The organism is Phaeobacter sp. BS52, assembly GCF_045040595.1.
Taxonomy (GTDB): Bacteria; Pseudomonadota; Alphaproteobacteria; order Rhodobacterales; family Rhodobacteraceae; genus Phaeobacter; species Phaeobacter piscinae.
In genome coordinates, this window is record NZ_CP090662.1 from 1,243,479 (window position 1) to 1,270,263 (window position 26,785).

The window sequence follows — 26,785 nt, forward strand, 5'->3', positions numbered from 1 at the left end:
CCGCGGATTTTTCACGCTATGCTGATCTTTTTCAAGGAACGACTGGCACTGCTGAGCGTGCCCAAAACCGGCACCACGGCCTATCAGGCGGCGCTGAGCGCCCGCGCCGATATGGTCTTTGCCAACCCGCCACAGCTGAAACACGCCCCAGTCTACCGCTACAATCGCTGGATCTCGCCCGATGCTGGCCAAGGTTTGCGATGCTGAAATGGAGCTGGTTGCGGTCATGCGTGAACCGGTCAGTTGGCTGGGCAGCTGGTATCGGTTCCGGCAGCGCGACGATCTGCGCGGCCATGCCAACAGTACGCTGGGGATCAGTTTTGACGATTTTCTGCGGGACGCCTGCAAAGGAAAGCCGCCGCGTCACGCCGATGTCGGCAGTCAGGCCAAATTTCTGGAAGCCCAGCCCAATGGCTGCGCCGTCAGTCATTTGTTCCGCTATGAGGATCCAGACGCGCTCCATGGGTTTCTTCAGGACCGGCTCCAGACCGACATCAACCTGCCCCGGCTGAATGTCAGCCCGTCGGCCGATCTGGCCCCCAGCAGTGCTGCGCTAGAGGTTGCCAGACGCAAACGTGCGGATGAGTTCGCACTTTATGCCAGTCTGAGCTGACACGTTCAGAATTGCCATCACACGGGCCACAGGAACAACTGCTCCAAGTCCAGTGAAGCCGCTTAGTGCAGCTGTTCGTGAACGGTTTCTGTCAACTGGTTGAGCGAGAAGGGTTTTGGCAGGAAGACCGAATTCGGGACCGATGGCTCGGCCTCGCCAAAGGCGCCTTCGGCATAGCCTGAGACAAAGACCACGCGGGTATCCGGACGCGTCTTCAATGCCTCACGCACCCAGCTGGGCCCGTCCATGCCGGGCATCACCACATCCGTGACGAAGACATCGACGGTAAGACCCGGATCTTCCAGGGTGCGCAATGCGTCCTCGGCAGATTCCGCCTCAAGCACCGTATAGCCGCGCATCCGCAGCGCGCGGGACGCAAAGGCCCGTACGGGTGCTTCGTCCTCCACCAGAAGAACAACCCCTTCGCCGTGCTGGGCGGCGACCGGTTTTGCGGTGGTATCTACAGTGATCGCAGCAGCGGCTTCCGCCTCCACCTGCGTGTTCACCGGGAAGAACAGGGTGAACTGAGTGCCCTGATCTTTGATCGAGTCGACGAAGATATAGCCGCCGGTCTGCTTGATGATGCCATAGGCTGTCGAAAGACCAAGGCCAGTGCCCTCACCCGTCCGTTTGGTGGTGTAGAACGGTTCAAACACCTTCTGTAGCTTGTCCGGGGATATGCCGACGCCTTCATCAGAAACCTTGACCGTAACCCAGTCGCCAGCGGGCACAACCGCGCGGTTGCGCTCCAAAGGCTCATCCAGCACCACGGCCTCAGTCTCGATCCGGATCTCGCCGCCCTGTGGCATCGCATCGCGCGCATTCACCACCAGATTCATCAGCACCTGTTCCAGCTGACGTTTGTCCGCCCGGATTGACCGCATCACCGGATCATGACTCAGCGTCAGCGTTACTTTCTCCCCAACCAGTCGGTTCAACAGATGGGTAAGGTCAGACAGGGTGTCGCGCACATCCAGCACTTCAGGCTGCAAAGTCTGCTTGCGCGAGAATGCCAGCAGCTGACTGACAAGAGCCGCCGCGCGGTTGGCGTTCTCATGGATCTGGATCAGATCGCCGAAGTCCTGATCGCCCTGATCATGACGCAACAGCAGCAGATCGCAATGCCCGGAAATGGCCGTCAGAAGGTTGTTGAAATCATGCGCCACGCCGCCCGCCAGCTGACCAATCGCCTGCATCTTCTGGCTCTGCACAAATTGCGCCTCAAGCGTCTTCAGTTCGGTCGCATCGTTCAGCACCGCGATGAGGACGGTTTCGCCCTCCTCAATGACCCGTGTCAGGGTCACCTGCACAAACACTTCCTTGTCACGGCGCGTCAGACGCAGGAACTCGGACTTGTGCGAGGCTTGGCCGTCAGCGGTGTCGCGCAGCCAGTCCGACATCGGACGGCCAAGACCATCCATCAGCTGGCCGATATTCAGATTGCCGCAGGAGCTGATGCCCAGCAGGTGCATCCCCATCTTATTGGCCGAGATCAGCGCCCCCTTCGGATCAACCTTCACAAATGGCACCGGCAGGCTCTCGAGAGAGGCCTGTCCAACCGAGGTTTCGCTGTCATCCAACTGCAGGAAATACAGCTCGCTGCGTCCCTGACTGCGGTTCTTCTCGCAGACCAGAACCTCAATCAGCCCGGTCTTGGTGCTCATGGTGTTGATCTGTCCGGACAGCACCGGCAACGATGTGAAGAGGCGGTCGGTGGACTTCACCCGTTCACCAATCACCCCGCGGGCCGCCTCGTTCATGAACAGGACTGCCCCGGTGCGCCCAACCGTCAGCATCGGAATTGGCACCGCATCGGCGCCACGGCTAGTGGTGGGGCGATCCGTGATCTCCTCCACCCGCCACAAAAAGCTACCGCCCTGCATCTGATGGACCGCCAGCCGCACATGGCCACGGCGGGTCACGATATCTTCGCGCGCAGCCCCATCAACACGGGCGCGACTTTGCAGGCGGAACAGAACCGCCGAGGGATTGGCAAGGATCGAACGCAACGTGCTTAGCCAGCGTCTCGGTATCGGCATCGGCAAACCGTTTCAGCGCGGCCCCGTTGGAGGCATGGATCATCCCATCATCATCACAGACGAAGGTCGCGGTCGCGTCCTTCTCGATGAACCCGGTGAGAAGTGCAGCCGCCATTGAGCGCGCCCGCAACCGTGTGCGCGCCTGCACCAGCATCATCAGCGCGACGGCAATCAGCGTCAGGCCAACCGTCACAAGCCCGCGCGTGATCCATTCTGGCGTCTGGAGCAGCCAAGGCGCAGTGATGACCATGACCGACAAAAGCAAAACCGCCGCCAGGCGAGCATGTTCCGGCGTGTAGACGCGCAACTGGGGAACGGGTGAAGCATGGCGACCGTTCATTGCGGCTCCCTCGATGAAATTAATGTGCTTATATCGAGACGAATTAGGTTAAAACTGCGTTAAGACTGCAGGATCCGAATTGCCTTAAAGTCAATCAATCGTCGCCGAAACGGGACAGAACGGCAACATAGAAACCATCGGTTCCATCCTGGACCTGCCAGCCGTGATCCTGATGCAACTGCCAATCAGGGTTTCGGGCCAGGAACGCTGCGACCTGGTCGCCGTTTTCTGCGTCCAGCATGGAGCAGGTCGCATAGGCCAGCGTTCCGCCGGGGGCCACCAGCTGACTGGCGTCCTGCAGGATCTGCGCCTGCGTCTGGCACAGCTCATCCAGCCGCGCCTGCGTCAGGTGCCATTTGCCTTCGGGTGCGCGCCGCCAGGAGCCAGAGCCGGAACAGGGCGCGTCACACAGAACCAGATCAAAGGGTGCCTTGGCAGCGACATCATCGGGGGCCAGCACTGTGATGGAAGCCCCTGCCCGATCTGCGCGTGCAGGCAGGTCTTTCATCCGTTGCGGCGCGATATCATGGGCAAAAACTGCAAGCTTGGCGCGCGCCGCGATAGCGAGGCTCTTGCCCCCGCCACCGGCACAGTAATCAAGCACCCGCTGGCCATCAGCCAGGGGCAGCACCTCGATCACCGCCTGACTGGCGGCGTCCTGCAATTCGACCAATCCGGTCAGATAGGCGGAACTGTTGCGCAGCTTGCGCGCGCCTTCCGTCACCGACAAAGCCGTGTCTGCTGCGGGGTGCGTCTCGGCAAGGATCCCCTCCTCCGCCAGCGCGCGCACCGCTGCGTCACGATCAGTTTTGTGCCGGTTGACGCGCAGATGCACTGGAGCGCGTTGCTGCAACGCTCGTGCTGCCGCCTCAGCCGCATCGCCAAGGCTGGCCGCAAAGGCAGGCCAGAGCCAGTCCGGAATATCAAGCGCCTCCGCCTGATGCATCTGAGGCGCGGCGCTGAGCGCGGCCTCCTCAGCGGGTTCAAGCGGCGCAGGTGCGTGGCCCACTCCGTTGAATATCTGAGCCACATCAGCGCCTTCTGCCCGCAGAGCGCCCAACATCAGCTGCCGACCCGTTGTATTGGCATCCGAGATCTCCGCCGCGCCACCGCCGCCGCCAAGGGCCGCATAGGAGCGCAGGCATCGCAGAGCGTCAAAGACGTGGTCGCGTACCGCAGCGCGGTCTTTGGATCCGGCGAACCGGCTGCGCCGCGCCCACGCTGTCAGTGCTTTTTCCACAGGCTCTCCGGTCAGGATCTGATCGAGGATTTCGATAGCTGCCTGACGGCGGGCAGCCGGGGTCATACCCCGGCCTCATGGTGATGCGTCACAGTCATCCGGCAGCGCTCCTGTCTTTAGCCGATACGGTAATTCGGGCTTTCGCGGGTGATCTGCACGTCGTGGACATGGCTTTCTTTCAGACCCGCGCCGGTGATGCGAACAAATTCGCAGTTTTTGCGCATCTCATCCACGGTTGCACAGCCGGTATACCCCATAGCCGCGCGCAGACCGCCCACCAGCTGGTGGATCACCGCGCCAGCCGAACCTTTGTAGGCAACCTGACCTTCGATCCCCTCGGGCACCAGTTTGTCGCTGGCCGCATCTTTCTGGAAATAGCGGTCTGCGGAACCGCGCGCCATTGCGCCCAGCGATCCCATGCCGCGATAGGATTTGAACGAACGTCCCTGATAGAGGATCACCTCGCCCGGGCTTTCGTCGGTACCTGCAATCATCGAACCAACCATGGCACAGGACGCGCCTGCCGCGATGGCCTTGGCGAAATCGCCGGAAAATTTGATGCCACCGTCCGCAATGATCGGAATATCGCCAGCAGCGCTTAGGCGCAATCCATAATCGCCGTCAGCTGCGGCACACCAACACCCGCCACCATACGGGTGGTGCAGATGGAGCCCGGACCGATGCCGACCTTCACTGCATCGGCACCGGCGTCAATCAGCGCCTTGGTCGCTGCAGCGGTTGCAACATTGCCCGCCACAACCTGCACACCGGAGGACAGCGCCTTGATGCGTTTCACGGCCTCGATCACGCCTTCGGAATGACCGTGGGCGGTGTCCACGACGACAATATCAACACCGGCATCAATTAGCGCCTCGGAACGGGCAAAGCCGCTGTCGCCAACAGAGCTGGCAGCCGCCACGCGCAGGCGCCCCAGATCATCCTTGCAGGCGGTGGGGTTCAAAACCGCTTGTTCGGTGTCTTTCAGCGTCAGCAGGCCTGTCAGTTTCCCGTCACCATCGGTCACCAGCAGCTTTTCGATGCGGCGCGCCTTCATCATCGACTTGGCCTCTTCCAGCTCAGCCGGTTCATGCAGCAGTGCGAGATTGTCGGAGGTCATCATCACCGAGACCGGCGTGTTGTCATCGGTGGCAAAGCGCATATCGCGGTTGGTCACGATGCCAACCACGCGCCCGTCGTTATCGACAACGGGAAAGCCGGTGACACGGTAGCGCTCCTGCAAGGCCTTGGCGTCGGCCAGGGTCTGATCTGCGGTCAGGGTGATCGGGTTGTAGACAATGCCGCTCTCAAAGCGTTTGACCCGGCGCACCTGACGGGCCTGCTCTTCCAGATCAAGGTTCTTGTGAATGACACCCATACCGCTCGGCCTGCGCCATAGCGATGGCCATCCGCGATTCCGTCACCGTGTCCATCGCCGAGCTGAGCAAAGGAATGTTCAGAGAGATGCCACCCGTGACGCGCGTGCGCGTGTCAGCCGTGTTCGGCAGAACGCTAGACGCAGCCGGAACCAGAAGAACATCATCGAATGTGAGAGCCTCACGAATCTGCATTTGTCATCCCCATGCATAACCCCGTTTGGCGATGACCCTATGGCACAGAAGCCGAAGGGGGAAAAGAGGTGGCGCCGGAAAAACGGGAGAATTGCGACGGTTTCTCAACCGGCAATGTGATGACCGCTGCCCCGTCTGCGACACTGGCCATGGACATCACGGCTGACAGCCTGCCCACCAAGACCGGGCTGATCTGCATCAAGGCAGGCTGCGGAGCATTCCGCCACCAAGAGACCGCGAACAGATCAGATAGGAGCCTCGCCATGATCCGCCCTCTCAGCGATATTGTTGTCCTCGACCTCACCCATGTGCTGGCCGGGCCTTATGCCTCCATGACGCTGCGCGATCTGGGCGCACGAGTGATCAAGGTGGAACGACCTGGCCTTGGCGATGACACCCGCGCCTTTCCCCCCTTCAAGGATGGCGACAGCGCCTATTTCGCCACCATCAACCACGGGAAAGAGAGCATCGCTCTGGATCTGCGCGCCGAAGAGGATCGCGGCACCTTCGAACAGCTGTTGGCGCAGGCCGATGTGATCCTCGAGAATTTTCGCCCCGGCGTGATGGAGCGGCTGGGGTACGGCTGGGAGGCGCTGCATGCCCGTTTCCCGAAACTCGTCTATGGCGCGGTCTCAGGCTTTGGTCACACCGGACCCGACCGGCTGCGCCCGGCCTATGACATGGTGGTGCAAGCCCGTGGTGGGGTGATGTCAATTACCGGCGAACGCGACCGCGAGCCGGTGCGCGTCGGCGCCTCCATCGGCGATCTCGCAGCGGGCATGTTCCTGTGTCAGGGTGTTTTGGCGGCGCTCTATGCTGTGCAAGGGGGCGCGCCTGGTCAAAAGGTGGATATCGCCATGCTCGACAGCCAGTTGGCGCTGTTGGAACACGCGGTGGCGATCACCTCGGTAACGGGCGAACCCCCACGCCCGTCAGGGGCGCGCCACCCGTCAATCACTCCGTTTGAGACGTTCCACGCCAGCGACGGGTTGTTTGTGATCGCGGCTAAGCAATGACGCTCTGTTTGCGACGCTGTGTACCGCGCTAGACCTGCCACTGGCCACGGATGCGCGCTTTGCCAGCAATCAGGCGCGCTGCGAAAACGCTCGCCTTCTCAAACGGTTGATTGAGGCTGTGACGCTGGACCAGCCCGCATCCTATTGGATTGATCGGTTGCAGCGCGCCGGTGTGCCGACGGGTCCGATCCAATCTGTCGCCGAGGTGATGCAGGATCCCCAGATCCTCGCCCGCAATATGCTGGTGGATGTCTGTGACCACGACGGCGCGCCACGGTTCAAGGCGGCGGGCAACCCGGTCAAACTCTCCGCCCTGCCAGATGAGACCACGCGCCCGCCTGCGCCGATGCTTGACGAACACCGTGGCCAGATCCTGCATTGGCTGGGCGACATCGCGTCAAGATCACCCGACAACAATACCTGAGGCGGCTTGATTTTGTCATCAATCCGCCGCCCGCAGCGGTCTTTTCCCAAAACCGCGCAGAAATGACGCCACGAGACCGCAAAATGACGCGCGCCGCCTTTCCTCCCGCCAAAAACGCCATATGCTCCGCCCAAACCGCGCAAGCAAGATAGGTACAGGCATGGCAAACGATCCCGCCCCCGAGATCTCGACCGAGACCGCAACTGATCCCGCATCGCATCCGCTGGTGGTCTTTACCCCGTCCGGCAAGCGTGGCCGGTTTCCGGTTGGCACGCCAGTTCTGACAGCAGCCCGCCAGCTGGGGGTCGATCTGGATTCCGTCTGCGGCGGGCGGGGCATCTGTTCGAAATGTCAGATCACGCCATCTTATGGTGAGTTCTCCAAACATGGCGTGACCGTCGCCGATGACGCCCTGACCGAATGGAACAAGGTCGAACAGCGCTACAAGGACAAACGCGGCCTGATCGACGGGCGGCGCCTGGGGTGTCAGGCGCAGGTGCAGGGCGATGTGGTGATCGACGTGCCACCGGAAAGCCAGGTCCACCGTCAGGTGGTCCGCAAACGCGCCGAAGCGCGCGACATCACCATGAACCCCTCCACCCGCCTTTATTATGTCGAGGTGGAAGAACCCGACATGCACAAACCCACAGGTGATATGGAGCGGCTGATCGAGGCGCTGGATGCGCAGTGGGATCTGAAGGGTGTCAAAACCGATTTGCACATCCTGAGCGTGCTGCAACCGGCCCTGCGCAAGGGCGGCTGGAAAGTCACCGTCGCTGTGCATCTGGGCGATGAAAATAACCCGCCCAAGATCATGCACATCTGGCCGGGGTTCTACGAGGGCTCGATCTATGGTCTGGCGGTTGACCTCGGCTCCACCACCATCGCTGCGCATCTGTGCGATCTGAAAACCGGCGAGGTCGTCGCCTCCTCCGGCATCATGAACCCGCAGATCCGCTTTGGCGAAGATCTGATGAGCCGGGTTTCCTATTCGATGATGAACAAGGGCGGCGATCAGGAGATGACCCGCGCGGTGCGAGAGGGCATGAACGCGCTGTTCACCCAGATCGCGTCTGAGGCGGAAATCGACAAGGCGCTGATCGTGGATGCGGTGTTCGTCTGCAACCCGGTGATGCACCACCTGTTCCTTGGCATTGATCCGTTTGAACTGGGTCAGGCCCCCTTTGCGCTGGCGACCTCCAATGCGCTGGCACTGCGCGCCGTTGAGCTGGACCTGAATATTCACCCGGCCGCCCGCGTATACCTGCTGCCCTGCATTGCCGGCCACGTCGGCGCCGATGCCGCCGCGGTGGCACTGTCGGAAGCGCCCGACAAATCAGAAGATCTGGTGCTGGTCGTGGATGTGGGTACCAATGCGGAAATCCTGCTTGGCAACAAGGACAAGGTGCTGGCCTGTTCCTCCCCCACCGGCCCCGCGTTTGAGGGCGCGCAGATCTCCAGCGGTCAACGGGCGGCCCCCGGTGCCATTGAACGGGTTGAGATCAACCCGGAGACCAAGAAGCCGCGCTTCCGGGTGATCGGCTCCGACATCTGGTCGGATGAGGATGGTTTTGCCGCCGCAGTCGCCACCACCGGCATCACCGGTATCTGTGGCTCCGGCATTATCGAGGCGATTGCCGAGATGCGGCTCGCTGGCGTGCTGGATGCCTCCGGTCTGATTGGCTCAGCCGAACAGACCGGCAGTGCGCGTTGCATCCAGGACGGGCGCACCAATGCCTATCTGCTGTGGGACGGCTCCGCAGAGGGCGGCCCGACCATCACCGTGACCAACCCCGATATCCGCGCGATCCAGATGGCAAAGGCGGCGCTCTATTCCGGCGCACGTCTCCTGATGGACAAATTCGGCATCGATACCGTTGATCGGGTGGTACTGGCGGGCGCATTCGGTGCGCATATTTCCGCAAAACACGCAATGGTCCTTGGGATGATCCCGGATTGTCCACTGGACAAGGTGACCAGCGCGGGCAATGCCGCAGGCACCGGTGCCCGTATTGCGCTGCTCAACACAAAGGCCCGCACCGAGATTGAGGCCACCGTCCAGCGGATCGAAAAGATCGAAACCGCAGTGGAGTCACGGTTCCAGGAGCATTTCGTCAATGCCTCTGCCATCCCGAACTCCGCCGAACCATTCCCCATCCTGAACAGCATCGTCACCCTGCCGGAGGCGAATTTCAACACCGGAGGTGGCGACGGCAATGAGGATGGCGGACGCCGTCGTCGGCGGCGGCGCGGATAAGGCATTTTTGCCGGTCGCGGGGGTGGTTGGGCGCTTGACCCTCCCCCGCGAAACCGGTAATCACCCCTTATTGGCGCGGGTATGGTGAAAAGGTATCACGGCAGCTTCCCAAGCTTTAGTTACGAGTTCGATTCTCGTTACCCGCTCCAAAATCTCTCACATTAAGATAGCCTCACAATTCACTGGATTTTCAGTGTTATTTTGCCTTCACGGCATGTTGCGAATGCCCCTTGTGAGACATCCTGTTGCGGCGTGCTGACTTGCACCTTGCTGCCAATCTCGCTAGCGACTTTCGCATGGATCTGATCTTTCACACCCCGCTCAGCCCGGATGCCCAACGCCACCACGGTCTCAAAAGCCCGCAACCGCTGGCAATGGCCGATCGGGTGCGGTTTTCCGAGCTGGATATTCTGCATCATGTAAACAACAAGGCCTATCTGAGCTGGTTTGAGACCCTGCGCGTGGCCTACTACGACCGGTTTTTCGCGCCACATTTCAAGGGGATGCCAGCGCCTCGCAATGTGCTGCGCAACGCAAACGTGCATTACATGAAAGAGATGGTGCTGGACGAGGACTATATCACCACGGCCCGCGTCGTGTCATTCCGCCGGACCTCATATGTGATGGAACAGCAGATCTGGTCTGGCGATCTGCGTGCAACGATGACCGGGATCATGGTTCTACGCACACCAGATGGGCAATCGGGCTATCCGCTGCCAGACAGCCTCCGCACCGCCCTGATCGAGCGGGACGGCGCTGTTTCAGAGGGTTAAGCGGCGGATCTCAACCCTCAACACTTTACCTGATCTAAGGCGCCCAATGCACTGTCATTTCTGACAAAACTGCCTGAATTGGCGCCTCTTCCGGCGGCAAGGATTTGGCGGTTTCAAGCGCCTCCCGCTTGGCCTCCCCATAGATCACCAGATGTTTGGCAATCGCCGCGTCCAATACCCGCGCCGATAGGCTGACACGCGGTTCCGGCTGGCTGTCGGGCCGCATCACCGCCAACACCGGCGCATCTGGGGCCAGTGCCTCGCTCAGCCCGCGCACGCCGGGAAACAGAGAGGCCGTGTGCATGTCTTCGCCCATCCCCAACAGGACAACAGAAAGCGGCAGATCCGGCTCAATCTGGCTTTCGACCTCAGCCAGAACATCCTCTGGCGCACGCGCGGGCACATGAAACGGCACGAAGGTCGCGGATGCCGCCCGGTTGACCAGCAGACGCTCGCGGATCATGCGCGCATTGGAACGTGCGCTGTCGGCGGGCACCCAGCGTTCATCCGTCGCCATCAGGCGCACCCGCGCCCAGTCGATATCCGCGGCGCAGAGATCGTCGAAAATCGGCGCTGGGGTGGTGCCGCCTGCGACGGCAAAGGACGCGCTGTCATGATGCAAAAGATGGGTTTTCAGATCACCAGCCAGTTGATTGGCCACGTCAATCGCCAGCATATCCCGATCTGCATATTCGATAATATTCATGGGTTGATCCCCCGCCATTCCCGTTCATCGCGCCGCATCAGGAGATCCGCATCTCCCGGTCCGGTGCTACCGCTATCATAGGGTTTTGGCACATCTCCGCGCGATGTCCAGCCCGCAATGATGGGATCCGTCCAGGCCCAGGCGGCCTCCACCTCATCACCGCGCATGAACAGCGTCTGATTGCCCCGGATCACATCGGTGATCAGCCGCTCATAAGCATCGGGCGCGCCGTCGATATCCGCCCCCAGCGCCTGCGCAAAGCTCATATCCAGCGGCACATCGATCAGCCGCATACCGCCGGGTCCAGGCTCCTTGATGGTCACCTTAAGGGTGATGCCCTCATTCGGTTGCAGACGAATGGTCAGCAGATTGGCATGTCTCCCGGCATCGGCACCAAAAATCGAATGGGGCGCATCCTTGAAGAACACATTGATCACAGAGGAGCGCGCCACCAGCCGCTTGCCCGTGCGCAGATAAAACGGCGTGCCCGCCCACCGCCAATTGCTGATATGGGCCTTCAGCGCGACATAGCTTTCGGTGGTGGAGCGTGGATCCCCCACGGTTTCGCGGTAAGACTGGTCTTCGTGGCGCCCTGCCCCGTCCTCAGCCGATGCGTATTGACCGCGCACAATATGGTGGGGTTCCACCGGCTCCAGCGCCCGGATTACCTTCAGCTTTTCGTCGCGCACGGCATCGGGATCGAATTTTGCCGGGGGTTCCATGGCAATCAGGCACAGCAGCTGCATCAGGTGGTTTTGCATCATGTCCCGCATCGCGCCCGATTTGTCATAATACGACGCTCTACCGTCAATACCCACTGATTCAGCGACAGTAATTTGGATATGATCCACATACTGACTATTCCAGAGCGGCTCAAACAGCATATTGCCAAACCGGATCGCCATCAGGTTCTGTACCGTTTCCTTGCCCAGATAATGATCAATCCTGTAGATCTGGCTTTCATCGAAATGGCCCGCCAGAGTGCGATTGAGCGCTTTTGCTGAACTCAGGTCATGACCGAAGGGTTTTTCAACCACAATCCGGGTTTGCTCATCCGCCAGCTGATGCGTCCAGATCTGCTCCGCCAGCGGCGCAAACAGCGCCGGGCCGACGGAAAAATAAAACACCCGCACACGATCCGACGTTGGCAGACCAAGCATTTGTTTCAGCGCTGCCCAGCCATCGCGCGCCTCCGCATCAATCGCCAGATACTCAAGCCGCGCCAGAAATCGCTCAAGCTCCTCACCGCGCGCAGCAATCTCTGCACCGCTCAGCTCATTGTGCAAGGCATCGCGGATCAGATCGCGATAGCCATCGCTGCCAAGCGCCCTCCGCGCCGCGCCCACAATCCGCGCATCCTGCGGCAACTGGCCTGCACAATGGCGCCGGAACAGTGCAGGCAGGATTTTGCGCTGCGCCAGATCCCCCGTGCCGCCAAATATCACCAGATCGAAGGCCTGAACCGGAATAACTCGGGAAACCATATTGCGCTTTCTCTCAACCAGGAGGGGTCACATCCCAACCTCAGGCACATAAAACGCACCCCGCAGGCCAGCAGCTGTCACCGCAGCACCGGCTTGCACAACGCAAGAGCCACTGCCATCGGGTCCATTCGGCGCCAGTATAAGCACTTGCCGCAGAAAGAAAACAGATCTCCGCCCATGGTCGTCACGACGCGCAGCCGAGCCCCCGCGCACCCAGGGTTTCTCGGATCTCACTTAATTGCCCGGACTGGCCATTTGGCGGCGCAATCAGTGCATATGCAGCACACCCTTCACGTTGCGCCATTCGCCGGGGCTGATCATTTTACGATGGGTAAATCGGACCGAATGTAACGGGCCGTCAATCTCACGATGCCAAAAATCAATGAATTCAAACAATCGCGGATGGTCTGGCGCCAGATCATACTCCTGCCAGACGAAGGTGTTCAGAACATGGGTGTGATCCGGCATGTGATAGGTCATCTCAGCCGTGGTCAGACCGTAGCCCTTCAGCATCAACTCAGTTTCGCGTGTCTCCATTTCAGGTCTCCCTTACGGATCCCCCCAAAGTAGCTTACCACGGAAAGGGTTAATTCCGAACAAATACAGCCCTTTGGCAGAAAACCTCCAGCACGGGGACGCTCCGCCGCCCTGCTTGCTTGCGCCTTATATGCCCTGTCTGTTATGGTGCAGACACAACATATAGACCCAATAATAACAACGGGCAGCCAACGTGAACGATACGCCGGAAACTCCTGAAAACATGGACGAAAACAAACCTGAACGGCCCCAATATGACGGCCCAACGGTGTCCATCGAATCCGAGATGCGCACATCGTATCTCGACTATGCGATGTCGGTTATTGTCAGCCGCGCCATTCCTGACCTGCGTGACGGGTTGAAACCGGTTCATCGCCGGATTCTCTACGCCATGCATGAGGTCGGGAACTCGCATGACAAACCCTACCGCAAATCGGCGCGCCCGGTTGGCGATGTCATGGGTAAATACCACCCCCATGGCGACTCCGCGATTTATGACGCCTTGGTGCGGATGGCGCAGGATTTCTCCATGTCACTGCCGCTTCTCGACGGTCAGGGCAACTTTGGGTCCATGGATGGCGATAACCCAGCCGCCATGCGCTATACCGAAGTGCGGATGGACAAACCCGCCGCCTCAATCCTGGCTGACATTGAAAAAGACACGGTCGATTTTCAGGACAACTACGATGGCAAGGACCGTGAACCGACGGTTCTGCCCGCGCGGTTCCCCAACATGCTGGTCAATGGCGCTGGTGGTATCGCGGTTGGTATGGCCACCAATATCCCGCCCCACAACCTGGGCGAAGTGATTGATGCCACGCTCGCGCTGATCGAAGACCCAGATCTGACCAGTGAACAGCTGATCGACTTTGTTCCCGGCCCGGACTTTCCGACCGGCGGCGTGATGCTGGGTCGGTCCGGCGCGCGCAAGGCCTATCTGGAAGGGCGCGGCAGCGTCGTCATTCGCGCCAAGACCCGCGTTGAGGAAATTCGCAAAGATCGCTACGCCATCGTGGTCGAGGAGATCCCCTATCAGGTCAACAAGGCCGCGATGATCGAAAAGATCGCCGAACAGGTGCGCGAGAAAAAGATCGAGGGTGTCAGCCACGTTCAGGATGAATCCGATCGCAACGGCGTGCGGGTTGTTGTCGAGCTGAAACGCGATGCCACGGCTGAGGTGGTGCTGAACCAGCTCTATCGTTTCTCGCCCATGCAGACCCACTTTGGCTGCAATATGCTGGCTCTGAATGGCGGTCGGCCCGAACAGCTGACCCTGCGCCGGTTCCTGACGTCTTTCCTTGATTTCCGCGAAGACGTGATTGCACGGCGCACCGCCTATGACCTGCGCAAAGCGCGGGAACGCAGCCATATTCTGTGCGGTTTGGCCGTCGCGGTTTCTAATGTGGACGAAGTGGTCGCAACCATCCGCGCCTCTGCGGATGCAGCCGAAGCGCGACAGAAGCTGATGACCCGACGCTGGCCCGCGGTCGACATCGCACCTTATATCCGTCTGATTGACGATCCGACCCACACCATGAATGACGACGGCACCTATAATCTCTCCGAGATTCAGGCCCGCGCCATTCTGGAACTGCGTCTGCAACGTCTCACCCAGATTGGTGTCAAAGAAGTCACGGATGAGCTGGAAGAACTGGCAGGCAAGATCAAGGAATACCTTGAGATCCTGTCCTCGCGTGAGCGGATCCTTGGTATCATCTCGGATGAGCTGCGCGAAGTGCGTGATAATTTCGCCGTGCCCCGTCGCACCCAGATCGTCGACTGGTCCGGCGATATGGAAGACGAAGACCTGATCGAGCGCGAAGACATGGTCGTGACGATCACCAGCGGCGGCTATATTAAGCGGACCCCTCTGGCAGACTTCCGCGCGCAGAAGCGTGGCGGCAAGGGGCTGTCGGGTATGCAGACCAAGGAAGAGGATGTTGTCACCAACCTCTTTGTGGCCAATACCCATACCCAGCTGTTGTTCTTCACCACTGACGGGATGGTCTACAAGCTGAAGACCTGGCGCCTGCCGCAAGGTGGCCGCACGTCGAAGGGTAAGGCGATTGTCAACATTCTGCCGATCCCGCCGGGCGTCTCCATCGCGGCGATCATGCCGGTCGATGTGCCAGACGACGAATGGGAAAACCTACAGGTGGTCTTTGCCACCTCGGGCGGGGACGTGCGTCGCAACCGCCTGTCGGATTTCACCAATGTGCGCCGCAACGGCAAGATCGCGATGAAGCTGCCCGAGGATGGCTCGGTCAGGCTGGTCAACGCCCGCATCTGCTCCGAGGATGATGACGTGATGCTGGTGACCAATTCCGGCCGGGCAATCCGCTTCCGCTCCACCGACGTCCGCGTCTTCAACTCCCGTGAATCGACCGGGGTGCGTGGGATCCGGCTGGTGAGCGATGGGGATGAGGTCGTCTCGATGTCGGTGATCCGCCATTTCAGCGCAGAACCCTGGGAGCGCAATGCCTTCATCAAACGGTTCCGCTCCGAATTTGGCGGCGAGGTTGCCGAAGACGAAAATGGTGAAGAAACCGAAGGTTCACTCTCCGAGGAGCGCTATCAGGAAATGCTGGCGGCCAATGATCTCTTGGTGACCATAAACCGCTCTGGCGTGGGCAACCTGACCTCCGCGCATGACTACCGTGTCAGCGGACGTGGTGGTCAGGGTGTTGGTGCCATGAAAGGCGGCGCCATCGTCGCGACCTTCCCGGTCGAGCTTGAAGACCAGATCATGCTGGCAACGTCCAAAGGCCAGTCGATCCGCTGTCCGGTCAACGGGATCTCGTTCCGCTCCCGCAGCGCCGGTGGTGTACGGGTGTTCAACACGGCCAAGGGAGAAGAGGTCGTCTCGGTTGCCTGGATCGCGGAACGCGACGACGAGGATGCAGAGGTTCCCACGTCTGAGGGGGCCAGCGAAGCTGCTGAGGCAACCTGATCTCACCCCTGTTATTGCGCCATGACGTCACTAAAACGCCACCCTCCGGGGTGGCGTTTTTCGTTAATCGAAACCTAAGCAGTTTCTGTCAGCCTTCCAGCGATACACGCCATCGCCAAGGGAGGCCTGACATGAACCTCTATCACTGCTCGATAGATTTGCATCACGAGGCGAAGGCGATTGCCTTTGCCAATGCCGTGGACCAATGGATGTCCTATCTGCGTGAGCGGGATGTCATTCAGGGCTGGCGCCTGCTGCGCCGCAAACTGAACCTGGCCAGCGACAATCACCGGGATTTTCTGCTGGAAATCGAATTCGCGAATATGACCCAGCTGGATCAGGCGTTTCGGGTGCTGGGTGAAATGGACGAGAATGTCGAGCGGCTCTATGCCAATGTGAATGCGCTGATTGCCTCTGCTGACTTCGGCCTGTACCGCCCCTTCCCCGATCCTGAACGCGCCGAGCGTATGGCGCTGATCTGAACGGACCTGCGTCAGCGAGACGCGCGCGGCACCGGAACCGAAAAACCCCCGCCAGTGACTGACGGGGGCTTCGTTGATTGTGCAGCGTGTCGCTTTACAGCTCGTAAAGCGCGCCGAACTTCTCTTCCAGATAGCTGAGCAGCGGCTCCGGACTGGGTGCCATTCCCGCGGCATGGGTGATGGTCTCAACCGGGCTGCGCAGCCCGCCATGGGTTTGCAGATTATCGCGCAGCCAGCTGGTTGCGGCGACCGTATCCCCCGCCGCGAGTTGCTTATCCAGATCCGGTACCGCCTGACGCAGCGCCTGATAGAGGCAGTCGGCATAGACATTGCCCAGCGAATAGGTCGGGAAATAGCCAAACAGCCCCACCGACCAATGCACGTCCTGAAGGCAGCCATTGGAGGGCTTATCAACGTCATAGCCGAAATCAGCGGCGAAACGGTCATTCCAGGCTGCCTCCAGATCCTGTACCTGCAAATCACCGGACATCAGCGCGCGCTCCAGATCAAAGCGCATCATCACATGCAGGTTATACTGCAACTCATCCGCTTCGGTCCGGATGTAGCCGTTGTGGACCGCGTTCACTGCCGCATAAAACGCATCGGCATCCGCAATGCCAAAGTCACCAAACTGCGGCACCATCTGATCAAACAGCCACCCGGTAAAGGCACGGCTGCGGCCGAGTTGGTTCTCGTAGATCCGGCTTTGGCTTTCATGCACACCCATAGAGACGCCGCGCCCCAGTGGGGTCAGCAGATAGGCCTGATCAATGTTCTGCTCATAGGCAGCGTGGCCGACCTCGTGAATGGTGGAATAGAAACAGTTGAAGGGATCATCGTCGCTGGTCCGCGTCGTCACGCGTACATCCAGACCGCTGCCGGAACAGAAAGGATGCACTGCCTTGTCGACCCGACCATGGCGCATCTGGTAGCCAAAAGTCTCCGCCAGCGAGGTGGTCAGGGCCATCTGCTTGTCAGCATCGAAATGCCCGCTGACGCCCTTCGGCGCGGGTTTGTCCAAAACGCGCGCGCGCAGATCAACCAGACGCGGACGCATGGCATCAAACAGAGCTGCAATCTCGGCAGCGGTGGTGCCATGTTCATAGTCAGCGATCATCGCGTCATAGACATCGCCCCCGGCAGCCAAGGCCTGCCCCTCTTCGCGTTTCAGTGCGACCACTTCCTCCAGCACCGGCAGGAAAGCTGCGACGTCCTCAGCGGCCCGGGCGGCTGCCCATTTCCCCTGCGCCTCGGAGGTGACCCGGGCGATGCGTTTCGCCAGATCGCCGGGCACCTTGACGGCACGCTCGTGACTGCGACGGATCTCGCGCAGCTGGGCCGCACCCACCTCATCTGGGGCCTCAACCCGTGCCAGCCAGTCGGCCACCTGCGGATCGGAGCGCCGGGCATGCAGAACCGCCTCAATCGCGGCCATTTCTTCGCCGCGCTGGGGGGCGGCACCGCGGGGCATCATGGTCTCCTGATCCCAGCCCAATCGGCCCGCAATCTGGCCAAGCGCCTGGGTGTCCCGCTCATAGGCCATCAAGTCGTCAAATGCGCTCATTCTCAGTGATCCTTAATCGAAGTTGCAATGGGATAACCCGACAGATACCGCGCCCTGAGGATCAGGACCCAGAGGCAGACAGCCATCAGCTGATGCAGGATCGCGATCTGCCAGGGCGCCGCATAGAGCACGGTGACAATACCGAGGACCATTTGCAACAACAGCGCGGCAAAGACAGCGTTAAAGGCAAAGCGCGTGCGCAGGTGGGCGCTGTTACGCCCGCGCAACCACACCACCACGCCAAAGGCCAACAGGAGATAACCGCTGATCCGGTGAATGAACTGCACAAGGCCCGGGTTTTCAAAGAAATTGGTCCAGAGCGGCTGCAGCATAAACGGCTCAGGCGGCAGGATCTGCCCGCCCATCAAGGGCCAGTCGGTGTAGGACCGCCCCGCGTCAATGCCCGCAACCAGCGCGCCAAGGATGATCTGCAAAAAGCTGAAATGCAGCAGGCCGGTAGAGAGACCAAACAGCTTTGCCTCCTTGGCCCGACGCGCCTGCATCAGATCGCGCTCTTCGCGCCCCAGTAGGAACATATACCAGGCGATAAAACCCAGAATGACAAAGGCCAACCCCAGATGGGTCGCCAAGCGGTAAGACGCAACCGAGGTCATGCCCTCGCCTTGCGTTACACCGGAGGCCACCATCCACCATCCGATCGCGCCCTGAACAGCGCCCAGAAGGCCGGGCAGTGCCAGCCGTCCGGCCCAACCAACCGGGATCTGCCGTGTGAGAGCAAAGCCGAGGAACCCCAGCGCCCAGACCAGGCCGATCACCCGGCCCAATTGGCGATGGCCCCATTCCCACCAATAGATTTCTTTGAAATCCGCCAGCTGCATCCATTGGTTCTCAATGCGCCACTGATCGATTTCCTTGTATTTGTCGAATTCTGCCTGCCAGTCTGCCTCGCTCAGCGGTGGCATGGCACCGGTCACAGGCCGCCATTCGGTGATCGACAGCCCACTGTCGGTCAGCCGGGTCAGCCCGCCAACAACAATCATCGTCACCACCAGCGCAAACAGCACTGCCAGCCACGCCCGAATTGCACCCCTTGCGCCGCGGCGGGTGCGATCAATACCGCCGGGTGTCGCCTGTGGGCGTTCCTGCGGCTCGTTGCCAGAGACCTCTTCGAAAATGCTGCGCTTGCTCATGCTTGCCTCTTCCAATTTCCCGTCAAGCTAGGCCGCATGTTCGGCCCCGTCCAGTGGGCGACTGTGGTGCAAATTCGCCCGAAGTCGCGTCTCAGTCGCGTTTTTCTTTCCAGCGGACCATCTGTCGCATGACACCATGCAGCATCTGAACGTCTGCGCGGGTCAGCGGCATCCGACTGAACATGTTGCGGAACACGGTTTTCATGCTGGGCGCCTTGTCCGGCGGAAAGAAGAACCCCGCCTCATCCAACCGGTCCTCATAATGGTTGACCAGCGCATCAACATCCGCGTAGCTGGCCCAGTCGGATTTGCCAAGATCGGTCACGACGGGCGCAACCTCAGCCATCTGACGCCGCCATTCATAGGCCGTCAGCAATACGCATTGGCCAAGGTTTAGCGACGCAAACTCGGGATTCACGGGGACCGAGATAATGGCGTTCGCGCGGGCGATGTCCTCATTCTCAAGGCCTGCTCGCTCAGGGCCGAACATCACCGCCACTTTTTGCCCTGCCGCAATTTTCTCTGCGGCCAGTTTCATCGCGGCTTCCGGGCTATAAACAGGTTTCGTCAGCTCGCGCGGGCGCGCCGTGGTGGCAAAGACGAAATCGCAATCCTCAAGCGCGCTGGCCAGATCCCCTGCCAGTCGCGCCTCATCCAGCAACCGCCCCGCGCCTGAGGCCATGGCGACGGCCTTGGGGTTGGGCCAGCCATCGCGCGGCGCCACGATGCGCATCCGGTCCAGCCCAAAGTTCCACATCGCGCGGGCGGCGGCGCCGATGTTCTCGCCCATCTGCGGGCGCACGAGGACAAAAGCGGGTTGAGGGGTGTCGCTGGGCATCCGGTTCTCCAAAAAAGCTGCACTGCTGTAGTCGGCACAGGCGTGATGGGCAAGGCCGCGCGGGGCGACTTCTGCCCAAACACCGCTATATTCCTGATATATCAGCGCTGCATCACACGGAAATATCCCACTTGGGATGTCGCCAAATCCTTGCGTCCAGTGGCAGATGCGCTAAACACCGACAACCACTGAACAGGAGCCCTCCCCATGGACAGCCCCGCTGACGCCCCCGAAACGCCGCAGATCTATCTGACGACGCCCCCCAGTTTTGAGCTTGGTCGCTTTCCCGACCAACTGGCGCGGGTGTTGGATTCGGTGGACATTGCCTGCGTCCGTCTTGAGCTGGCCAGCCGCGATGAGGACACGCTGAGCCGGGCGGGCGATGCCCTGCGCGCGGTGGCCCATGCCCGCGATGTGGCGATTGTGATCGCCGATCATCAGATCCTGGCAGAGCGTCTGGGCCTTGACGGGGTGCATCTGTCGGACGCCGCCCGTCCCATTCGCGCGGCACGCAAGGCGCTTGGCGCCGATGCGATTGTTGGCAGTTTCTGCGCGGCCTCACGCCATGATGGTCTGACCGCCGCCGAAGCCGGTGCCGATTATGTCAGTTTCGGCCCGGTTGGGACCTCCGGTCTGGGTGATGGCAATCAGGCCCAGAAAGAGCTCTTTGAGTGGTGGTCCCAGATGATCGAAGTGCCCGTAGTGGCAGAGGGCGGCCTCACACCTGAGCTGGTCCGCGATCTGACGCCTTATACGGATTTCTTCGGCATCGGAGATGAGATCTGGCGCGAAGAGGATCCGCTCATGAGCCTGCGCAGCCTGCTGGCGGCGATGGAGGGCTAAAAAGGCCCACACCGGTCGAATGTCGCTAAAGACACGTCCGAGACAGCACATCTGACCGGCGTCCCGTCCGGTCAGAGGAACAGCCGCTCCACGCACCAGTAGCCGCCGATCAGCGCAATGGTGAAACTGGCCGGGATGGCGACCCGGCCCCAATATTTCGGATGCCGCCAAAACCAGAACCCGAGGAGCGCATAAGCCGCGCCGACAACGGTCAGCTGCCCCAGTTCCACGCCAACATTGAAGCCCAGCAGCGCAGGCAGGAACTGCGCATCCGGCAGGCCAAACTCGCCCAACACCGAGGCGAACCCCAGCCCGTGCAGCAACCCGAACCCAAAGATCACCAGCGTTCGCCAGCTGTGCAGTTTCCGGGCAAAGATATTTTCCACCGCGACGAATACAATCGATCCAGCAATCAGCGGTTCCACAATGGCAGGATTGATCTGCACCAGCCCCAGAGCGCCAAGCGCCAGGGTGATGGTATGTGCCACCGTGAAGGCGCTGATCTGCCAGATCAGAGGCCGCAGCCGAGTGCTGAAAAAGAATAAGCCCAGCACAAACAGGATATGATCCAGCCCCTTTGGCAGGATATGGGTGTAGCCCACGGGGATATAATCGACAAACGCCTCACTCGGCGTCTGCGCCAGCCCGCCTGACAGGGGAATGGTCGGGGTGGTTTCCCCGCCCTGCAGATAGCCGGTGTAGGGACCTTCGACACCGTTTTGGCGCAGAACCACACCGCCCGACCCCTTTGGCCAGCCCAGTTTCAGCCCGCGCGCGCCGTCCGGGATTGCGCCCGAGAGCCGCAGCAAGGTACTGCGCGGCAGGGCAATGTCCCCCGGTTCCGGGATCTCAATCGCGGTTACCTCCATCGCGATAGCGCCGCGTGCCTCCACCTGAAGGCTCTGCAACCAATCTTCGGCGAAAAGCTGCACCATCGGCGCCAGCTCATCCGGGCCAAGCGCGCGCAGGTCGTCATAGTCCTGCGCCTGATCAGCCGTGTCAGTATCGGACATGCCATCCAGATCAATACCCGCCACAAAAGCCTCGGCGTTGATCCGCAGATCCATGGTCAGCTGATCACCGGAAATCTCAAAATCCGCAATCGTCGGCGTGACTTCATGAGCGAAACCGCTAGAGTGTGAGACGCTCCAGAAGAGCAGGACCAGCAGCAGACGCCTCAGGTGATGCCGCCAGCGGATCAGCCCTCCGCGCGGCATCTGCGCAGTGCGCTGCCAATGTCTGTCACCAATCGTCCCAGCCAGAGGTCTCATCTGCGCCATGCGTTTTGCCCGCCCTGTTGCTTTTATCCTGCTCGCGCTTGCCGCAAACACCGTCGGCCGCGCTGCCCTTGCCCACGAGTTTTGGATTGCACCAGAAAAATATCAAGTAAAATTAGGCGCCTCGGTTCGGGCAGATCTGCGCAACGGGCAAGTGTTCAGCGGTGCGCGGTTGCCTTATTTCGATCAAAATATCGCCCGGTTCGAGATCTGGGATCAGGCGGAGGCCCGCCCCTATGGCGGACGCATGGGCGACCTGCCCGCGCTTCAGCTGGAGCCGCCTGCGGAGGGGCTGCTGCTGGTGGCTCATGAGACCACACCGGACGACTTGACCTATGACAGCTGGGAGGATTTCGCAAAATTCGCGGCCCATAAGGACTTCCCGGATATCGAGCAGCGCCACAGCGCCCGCAACCTGCCCCGCACGGGGTTTGCCGAGCGGTACACCCGCCACGCAAAATCGCTGATCGCTGTTGGCAATGGTGCGGGATCGGACCGCGCGATTGGCATGCTCACTGAATTTGTCGCGTTGGCCAACCCCTACAGCGATGATCTGAGCGCCTAGCCTGCCGGTCGAACTGCGGTTTCAGGACCGCCCGCGCAGCGATGCGCAGGTTGAGGTCTTCGAACGGGCGCCGGATGGCACTGTGTCGATCACATTGATCCGCACTGATGCAGATGGCCGCGCCGTGGTGCCTGTGAAATCCGGCCACGTCTATCTCCTGGATGCCGTGGTGCTGCGCCCATTGGATCCTGAGGCCACATCCGGGGATGATAGCGCGACCACAGGCAAGCCCGCGCCGGTTTGGCAGACGCACTGGGCTGCCCTGACTTTCGCCGTTCCCTAGGCCTGTTGTCGCTTGCGGGGGGCGAAAAAACGCGGCAATACGGGATTTATGACACAGCCACCGCATGTTCCCGCCTCGCATCAATCTGACGCCACGCCCCCATCCGGCGGCACTGCCTCAGCGCAGCCTGATATCCTCTGTATCGGATCGGTGCTCTGGGACATCATTGGACGGTGCACCGCGGAAATGCAGCGCGGGTCGGATATGCCGGGGCGGATCACCCGCCTGCCCGGCGGTGTTGCAATGAACATTGCAATGACACTGGCCCGTTTTGGCCTGCGCCCGGCCCTCCTGAGCGCGATCGGTCGCGATCCTGAGGGGGATGAACTGGTGCATGCCTGCGCTCATCTTGGCCTGATCACGGACCACCTCTACCGCTCTGAGGATCTGCCCACCGACCGCTATATGGCGGTCGAGGGTGCCAATGGTCTGATTGCCGCCATCGCAGACGCCCATTCTCTGGAAGCCGCAGGTGCGAAGATCCTGCGCCCGCTGATTGATGGCGCCCTTGGCAGCGAGGATGCACCATACAGCGGCCCGGTGGCGCTGGACGGAAATCTGACCTTGTCGCTGCTGGATGATATCACCGCCAACCCGGCCTTTGCGAAAGCAGACCTGCGCGTCGCCCCTGCCTCACCCGGCAAGGCGGAGCGTCTGCGCCCGTTCCTGCTGCGCAGCTGTGGCACACTTTATGTGAACCTTGAGGAAGCGGGCCTGCTCTGTCAGGACGAATTCACCGACAGCCCCACCGCCGCTCGCGCCATGCTGGATCGCGGCGCCGCAAGGGTACTGGTCACCGATGGCGGCAGCACCGCCACCGAAGCGGACCACCAGGGGCTGATCACCCAGGCCCCGCCGCGCGTGACCGTCGCGCGCGTGACAGGCGCTGGCGATACCTTCATGGCTGCACATATCGCAGCCGAGGCCCGCGGCGAAGACCGCGAAACCTCCCTTGCATCGGCGCTGAAGGCCGCTGCAACCTATGTTTCAGGAGAACCACCCCTTTGATCGACATGACATTTTCCGCCGAAGTCGCAGCAGCCCGCGCCTCCGGCCAGGCCATCGTTGCGCTTGAAAGCACCATCATCACCCACGGGATGCCCTATCCCCAAAACGTCGAGGTGGCCGCACAGGTCGAGGATGATATCCGCGCCGCGGGTGCCGTTCCGGCCACCATGGCCGTAATCGACGGCGTGCTGCACATCGGGCTTGAGGCGGACCAACTGCAGGCGCTTGGCCAGGCCAAGAATGTCGCGAAGATTTCGCGTGCGGATATGCCCGCCTATATCGCCACCGGCGGCACCGGCGCCACCACCGTTGCGGCGACCATGATCGCGGCCCGGCTGGCCGGGATCAGTGTTTTTGCCACTGGCGGCATCGGCGGCGTCCATAAGGGCGCAGAAACCAGCTTCGACATCTCTGCCGACCTTATGGAACTTGCGCAAACCCCGGTTACCGTGGTGGCCGCTGGCGCCAAGGCGATCCTAGATATCCCCAAAACGCTTGAGGTGCTGGAAACCCAAGGCGTGCCGGTCATCGCCTATGGGCAGGACAGCATTCCGGCGTTCTGGTCGGCGACCTCTGACCTGGCTGCCCCCCTGCGCATGGACAGCGCCGCAGAGATCGCCCGCGCCCATGCCACCCGTCAGGCCATGGGCTTGCCCGGCGGACAACTGATCGCCAACCCGATCCCGGCAGGCGACCAGATCGCTGCCGGAGATCTGGCACCGGTTCTGGCGCAGGCCCAGTCCGAGGCGGATGCGCAAGGCGTCGCTGGCAAGGCGGTAACCCCCTTCCTGCTGCAACGCATCTTTGAGCTGACCGAGGGCCGGTCACTGACCGCCAATATTGCGCTTGTGCGCAACAATGCCCGGTTGGCCGCTGAAATCGCCAAGGAATTGGTCAACTTGAAGCAATAAAGGCTCTTTCTGCGCAGCTGCCCATTGCGGTTGCGCAGATCCCTGCCTAGCTTCCTTACGTTCCTCACCGGTGAAACGCACAGATGACCACGCCTTTTGACGACGAAAACACGCCCCGCCGCCCCGGCCTTTTTGCCCGGCTGCGGTCGTCCTTCTTTACCGGCATCGTGGTCATTGCACCGGTCGGGCTGACCATCTGGCTGTTGTGGACGGTGATGGGCTGGATCGACGGTGTGGTGCTGCCGCTGGTGCCCCATACCGTGCGGCCCGAGCAATATATCGGGATCAACCTGCGCGGGGTTGGTCTGATCATCTTCCTGTTGTTCACCATTGTGGTGGGCTGGATCGCCAAGGGCATCATCGGCCGCTCACTTATCGGTTTTGCCGAAAGCCTGGTAGACCGCATGCCGGTGGTGCGCTCGATCTATTCGGGGATCAAACAGATCTCGGAAACGGTGTTTGCCCAGACCGAACGCAGCTTCGACACGGCCTGCCTGATCCAGTATCCGCGCCGTGGCATCTGGGCCATTGGTTTTGTTTCGACGACTGCTAAGGGAGAAGTGGCAGCGCGGGCCGAAACGGGTGGCAACCTCCTGTCGATTTTTGTGCCGACCACACCAAACCCCACATCCGGGTTTCTGCTGTTCTTTCCTGAGGAAGATGTGATCCCGCTGGACATGACTGTGGAAGAGGCTGCCAAACTGGTGATTTCCGCCGGACTGGTCTATCCCAACGCCAAGGACCCGACAAAACCTGCCGAGCTCGTTTCGGACTGAATTCCGGCGCTCAATCGGGGACTCCATCAGGCCGGGGTTCTGCGTTCAGCCAAACATCTCCGCCAGATCCACCGTCGACCGGAGGCCGATGGCGTCGCTGTCCTGCTCCAGAAACTGCTCCGCAGCGGCACGTCCAGCGGCTTTCAGCTTCGCCAGAATCTGTGGGATCGGGATCAGCTTGGTATTGACGGACAGCTCCCGCATCAGGTCATCATCGGCGATCATGTGCACGAGCACCCGTTTCATCTCTCCCGCCGCCAGCTGTCCCTCTGCCAGCAACCGCTGAACAAAGGAAATCGCCCGCAGCTCGCGCAGGAGCGATGAGTTGAAGCTGATTTCATTCACCCGGTTCTGGATCTGCTGCGGCGTGCGCGGCAGCTCATCGCGTTCCAGCGGGTTGATGCTGACGATTACCACATCCGATGGCAATTCAGGCCGGTAAAGCGGAAACAGCGCCGGATTGCCGGTATAACCGCCATCCCAATAGGGCTCCAACCGCCCGGTCTTCGGGTCCTCAATCTCAATCGCCTGAAACAGGTTCGGCAGACAGGCAGAGGCCAGGATCGCGTCGGTCGTGACCTCCTCACCGGAAAACACCCGCACCTTGCCACTGCGGACCGATGTGGCGCAGATGAACAACTGTGGCCCCTGATCGGCGCAAACCTCAGCAAAATTGAACCCCTCCACCACGGGTCTGAGCGGATTGCGATAGAACGGCCCATAGCTATAGGGCGACAGGATCTGGCCCATGGCCTCACGCGGGGAAAACGGCGCGATCCAGTCCAACGCGCCCAGCAGCGGTGCGGCATCAAGCCCAGCCAGCCAATGGGCAAACCGCATGTCACCCACCGCCCCCATCCGCTGCCAGAGATGATCAAGACAGGCCCGCGCCCCTGCACGCCCCCCCTGAACCAGCCCGGATTTCAACGCCGCCCCGTTCAGCGCCCCGGCAGAGGTCCCGGTGATCGCGGCGATCTCCAGATCCTCACACTCTAAGAGCCGGTCCAGAACACCCCAGGTAAACGCCCCATGCGCGCCGCCGCCCTGCAGGGCCAGATTGATCCGCTTTGTCACACTCTATCTCCTGACCGGCGGCGCAGATCGGGGCCTGCGCATTTCAATTTTTCACCTTTCCCAAAA

Annotated in this window: 19 protein-coding genes, 1 tRNA gene and 4 pseudogenes; 13 read left to right on the forward strand and 11 right to left on the reverse strand. The window is 61.0% G+C overall.

Annotated features, from left to right (window positions below; all coding sequences use genetic code 11):
• Positions 1–18: 18 nt before the first annotated feature.
• Positions 19–613, forward strand: a pseudogene (locus L0Z65_RS06085) (gamma-glutamyl kinase).
• Positions 614–675: 62 nt separating this feature from the next.
• Here L0Z65_RS06085 and L0Z65_RS06090 read toward each other — a convergent pair.
• From L0Z65_RS06090 to guaB, 3 genes and pseudogenes are all read right to left on the reverse strand, one after another.
• Positions 676–2,992 (reverse strand): annotated as a pseudogene (locus L0Z65_RS06090) (ATP-binding protein).
• A 94-nt stretch (positions 2,993–3,086) separates the two neighbouring features.
• On the reverse strand, positions 3,087–4,298 hold the full coding sequence (locus tag L0Z65_RS06095; protein WP_405111640.1) for an RsmB/NOP family class I SAM-dependent RNA methyltransferase: 1,212 nt from the start codon (positions 4,296–4,298) through the stop codon (positions 3,087–3,089).
• 50 nt (positions 4,299–4,348) lie between these two features.
• A pseudogene (gene guaB, locus L0Z65_RS06100) lies at positions 4,349–5,800 on the reverse strand (IMP dehydrogenase).
• Between the two features lie 263 nt (positions 5,801–6,063).
• On the opposite strand from guaB, the pseudogene L0Z65_RS06105 reads away from it, so the two are divergent.
• The 4 genes and pseudogenes from L0Z65_RS06105 (at position 6,064) to L0Z65_RS06120 (ending at position 10,270) form a co-directional block, all read left to right on the forward strand.
• Positions 6,064–7,240: pseudogene (locus tag L0Z65_RS06105) on the forward strand (CaiB/BaiF CoA transferase family protein).
• A 160-nt stretch (positions 7,241–7,400) separates the two neighbouring features.
• Positions 7,401–9,497 carry an ASKHA domain-containing protein gene (locus L0Z65_RS06110; protein WP_405111643.1) on the forward strand — a complete coding sequence of 699 codons (2,097 nt, stop codon included), beginning with the start codon at positions 7,401–7,403 and terminating at the stop codon, positions 9,495–9,497.
• A 75-nt stretch (positions 9,498–9,572) separates the two neighbouring features.
• Positions 9,573–9,646: transfer RNA gene (locus tag L0Z65_RS06115), tRNA-Gly, on the forward strand.
• Positions 9,647–9,793: 147 nt separating this feature from the next.
• Positions 9,794–10,270 carry an acyl-CoA thioesterase gene (locus L0Z65_RS06120; protein ID WP_405111646.1) on the forward strand — a complete coding sequence of 159 codons (477 nt, stop codon included), beginning with the start codon at positions 9,794–9,796 and terminating at the stop codon, positions 10,268–10,270.
• Between the two features lie 34 nt (positions 10,271–10,304).
• On the opposite strand, the gene pgl is transcribed toward L0Z65_RS06120, so the two are convergent.
• The 3 genes from pgl to L0Z65_RS06135 all read right to left on the reverse strand — a co-directional run bounded on the left by pgl (position 10,305) and on the right by L0Z65_RS06135 (position 12,997).
• Positions 10,305–10,976 carry a 6-phosphogluconolactonase gene (gene pgl / locus L0Z65_RS06125; RefSeq protein WP_096873129.1) on the reverse strand — a complete coding sequence of 224 codons (672 nt, stop codon included), beginning with the start codon at positions 10,974–10,976 and terminating at the stop codon, positions 10,305–10,307.
• The gene (gene zwf / locus L0Z65_RS06130) at positions 10,973–12,460 is read right to left on the reverse strand and encodes a glucose-6-phosphate dehydrogenase (protein WP_405111650.1); all 1,488 of its coding nucleotides are present in this window, start codon (positions 12,458–12,460) and stop codon (positions 10,973–10,975) included. Before zwf ends, pgl begins: the two co-directional genes overlap by 4 nt.
• 267 nt (positions 12,461–12,727) lie before the next feature.
• Complete coding sequence (locus L0Z65_RS06135; protein ID WP_024097312.1) at positions 12,728–12,997, reverse strand: usg protein; 270 nt, start codon at positions 12,995–12,997, stop codon at positions 12,728–12,730.
• Between the two features lie 193 nt (positions 12,998–13,190).
• On the opposite strand from L0Z65_RS06135, the gene gyrA reads away from it, so the two are divergent.
• Positions 13,191–15,947, forward strand: a complete 2,757-nt coding sequence (gyrA, locus tag L0Z65_RS06140) for a DNA gyrase subunit A (RefSeq protein WP_040178446.1) — start codon at positions 13,191–13,193, stop codon at positions 15,945–15,947.
• A 131-nt stretch (positions 15,948–16,078) separates the two neighbouring features.
• Positions 16,079–16,429, forward strand: coding sequence for a DUF6614 family protein (locus L0Z65_RS06145; protein ID WP_040169054.1), 351 nt, complete (start codon positions 16,079–16,081; stop codon positions 16,427–16,429).
• A gap of 94 nt (positions 16,430–16,523) precedes the next feature.
• On the opposite strand, the gene L0Z65_RS06150 is transcribed toward L0Z65_RS06145, so the two are convergent.
• From L0Z65_RS06150 to L0Z65_RS06160, 3 genes are all read right to left on the reverse strand, one after another.
• Positions 16,524–17,993: a carboxypeptidase M32 gene (locus tag L0Z65_RS06150; protein WP_405111655.1), complete on the reverse strand. Its 1,470-nt coding sequence runs from the start codon at positions 17,991–17,993 to the stop codon at positions 16,524–16,526.
• Between the two features lie 2 nt (positions 17,994–17,995).
• On the reverse strand, positions 17,996–19,144 hold the full coding sequence (gene ctaA, locus L0Z65_RS06155; RefSeq protein WP_405111658.1) for a heme A synthase: 1,149 nt from the start codon (positions 19,142–19,144) through the stop codon (positions 17,996–17,998).
• Positions 19,145–19,235: 91 nt separating this feature from the next.
• Positions 19,236–19,982, reverse strand: a complete 747-nt coding sequence (locus L0Z65_RS06160) for an RNA methyltransferase (protein WP_405111661.1) — start codon at positions 19,980–19,982, stop codon at positions 19,236–19,238.
• A 207-nt stretch (positions 19,983–20,189) separates the two neighbouring features.
• Between L0Z65_RS06160 and L0Z65_RS06165 the strand changes: the two genes are divergently transcribed.
• Positions 20,190–20,825, forward strand: coding sequence for a thiamine phosphate synthase (locus L0Z65_RS06165; RefSeq protein WP_040169046.1), 636 nt, complete (start codon positions 20,190–20,192; stop codon positions 20,823–20,825).
• A gap of 71 nt (positions 20,826–20,896) precedes the next feature.
• Here the strand turns inward: L0Z65_RS06165 and L0Z65_RS06170 are convergent, their stop codons facing one another.
• The gene (locus L0Z65_RS06170) at positions 20,897–22,105 is read right to left on the reverse strand and encodes a HupE/UreJ family protein (protein ID WP_405111664.1); all 1,209 of its coding nucleotides are present in this window, start codon (positions 22,103–22,105) and stop codon (positions 20,897–20,899) included.
• Between L0Z65_RS06170 and L0Z65_RS06175 the strand changes: the two genes are divergently transcribed.
• From L0Z65_RS06175 to L0Z65_RS06195, 5 genes are all read left to right on the forward strand, one after another.
• Positions 22,104–22,667 carry a DUF4198 domain-containing protein gene (locus L0Z65_RS06175; RefSeq protein ID WP_405111667.1) on the forward strand — a complete coding sequence of 188 codons (564 nt, stop codon included), beginning with the start codon at positions 22,104–22,106 and terminating at the stop codon, positions 22,665–22,667. The genes L0Z65_RS06170 and L0Z65_RS06175 overlap by 2 nt on opposite strands.
• An 82-nt stretch (positions 22,668–22,749) precedes the next feature.
• The gene (locus tag L0Z65_RS06180; RefSeq protein ID WP_405111670.1) at positions 22,750–22,950 is read left to right on the forward strand and encodes a hypothetical protein; all 201 of its coding nucleotides are present in this window, start codon (positions 22,750–22,752) and stop codon (positions 22,948–22,950) included.
• 48 nt (positions 22,951–22,998) lie between these two features.
• On the forward strand, positions 22,999–23,958 hold the full coding sequence (locus L0Z65_RS06185; RefSeq protein ID WP_082035015.1) for a PfkB family carbohydrate kinase: 960 nt from the start codon (positions 22,999–23,001) through the stop codon (positions 23,956–23,958).
• Positions 23,955–24,869 (forward strand): pseudouridine-5'-phosphate glycosidase, encoded by a 915-nt coding sequence (locus tag L0Z65_RS06190; protein ID WP_405111673.1) that lies wholly within the window; start codon positions 23,955–23,957, stop codon positions 24,867–24,869. Before L0Z65_RS06185 ends, L0Z65_RS06190 begins: the two co-directional genes overlap by 4 nt.
• Positions 24,870–24,952: 83 nt before the next feature.
• A complete protein-coding gene (locus tag L0Z65_RS06195; RefSeq protein ID WP_024097322.1) occupies positions 24,953–25,645 on the forward strand; it encodes a DUF502 domain-containing protein in 693 nt (230 codons plus the stop codon).
• A 45-nt stretch (positions 25,646–25,690) separates the two neighbouring features.
• Here L0Z65_RS06195 and L0Z65_RS06200 read toward each other — a convergent pair whose 3' ends face one another.
• Positions 25,691–26,719, reverse strand: coding sequence for a patatin-like phospholipase family protein (locus L0Z65_RS06200; protein WP_405111676.1), 1,029 nt, complete (start codon positions 26,717–26,719; stop codon positions 25,691–25,693).
• Positions 26,720–26,785 lie beyond the last annotated feature (66 nt).

Coding starts and splice junctions, on each gene's coding strand:
- L0Z65_RS06095 (WP_405111640.1), bottom strand. CDS start 4,298: ATGACCCCGGCTGCCCGCCGTCAGGCAGCTATCGAAATCCTCGATCAG.
- L0Z65_RS06110 (WP_405111643.1), top strand. CDS start 7,401: ATGGCAAACGATCCCGCCCCCGAGATCTCGACCGAGACCGCAACTGAT.
- L0Z65_RS06120 (WP_405111646.1), top strand. CDS start 9,794: ATGGATCTGATCTTTCACACCCCGCTCAGCCCGGATGCCCAACGCCAC.
- pgl (WP_096873129.1), bottom strand. CDS start 10,976: ATGAATATTATCGAATATGCAGATCGGGATATGCTGGCGATTGACGTG.
- zwf (WP_405111650.1), bottom strand. CDS start 12,460: ATGGTTTCCCGAGTTATTCCGGTTCAGGCCTTCGATCTGGTGATATTT.
- L0Z65_RS06135 (WP_024097312.1), bottom strand. CDS start 12,997: ATGGAGACACGCGAAACTGAGTTGATGCTGAAGGGCTACGGTCTGACC.
- L0Z65_RS06145 (WP_040169054.1), top strand. CDS start 16,079: ATGAACCTCTATCACTGCTCGATAGATTTGCATCACGAGGCGAAGGCG.
- L0Z65_RS06150 (WP_405111655.1), bottom strand. CDS start 17,993: ATGAGCGCATTTGACGACTTGATGGCCTATGAGCGGGACACCCAGGCG.
- ctaA (WP_405111658.1), bottom strand. CDS start 19,144: ATGAGCAAGCGCAGCATTTTCGAAGAGGTCTCTGGCAACGAGCCGCAG.
- L0Z65_RS06160 (WP_405111661.1), bottom strand. CDS start 19,982: ATGCCCAGCGACACCCCTCAACCCGCTTTTGTCCTCGTGCGCCCGCAG.
- L0Z65_RS06165 (WP_040169046.1), top strand. CDS start 20,190: ATGGACAGCCCCGCTGACGCCCCCGAAACGCCGCAGATCTATCTGACG.
- L0Z65_RS06175 (WP_405111667.1), top strand. CDS start 22,104: ATGCGTTTTGCCCGCCCTGTTGCTTTTATCCTGCTCGCGCTTGCCGCA.
- L0Z65_RS06170 (WP_405111664.1), bottom strand. CDS start 22,105: ATGGCGCAGATGAGACCTCTGGCTGGGACGATTGGTGACAGACATTGG.
- L0Z65_RS06185 (WP_082035015.1), top strand. CDS start 22,999: ATGACACAGCCACCGCATGTTCCCGCCTCGCATCAATCTGACGCCACG.
- L0Z65_RS06195 (WP_024097322.1), top strand. CDS start 24,953: ATGACCACGCCTTTTGACGACGAAAACACGCCCCGCCGCCCCGGCCTT.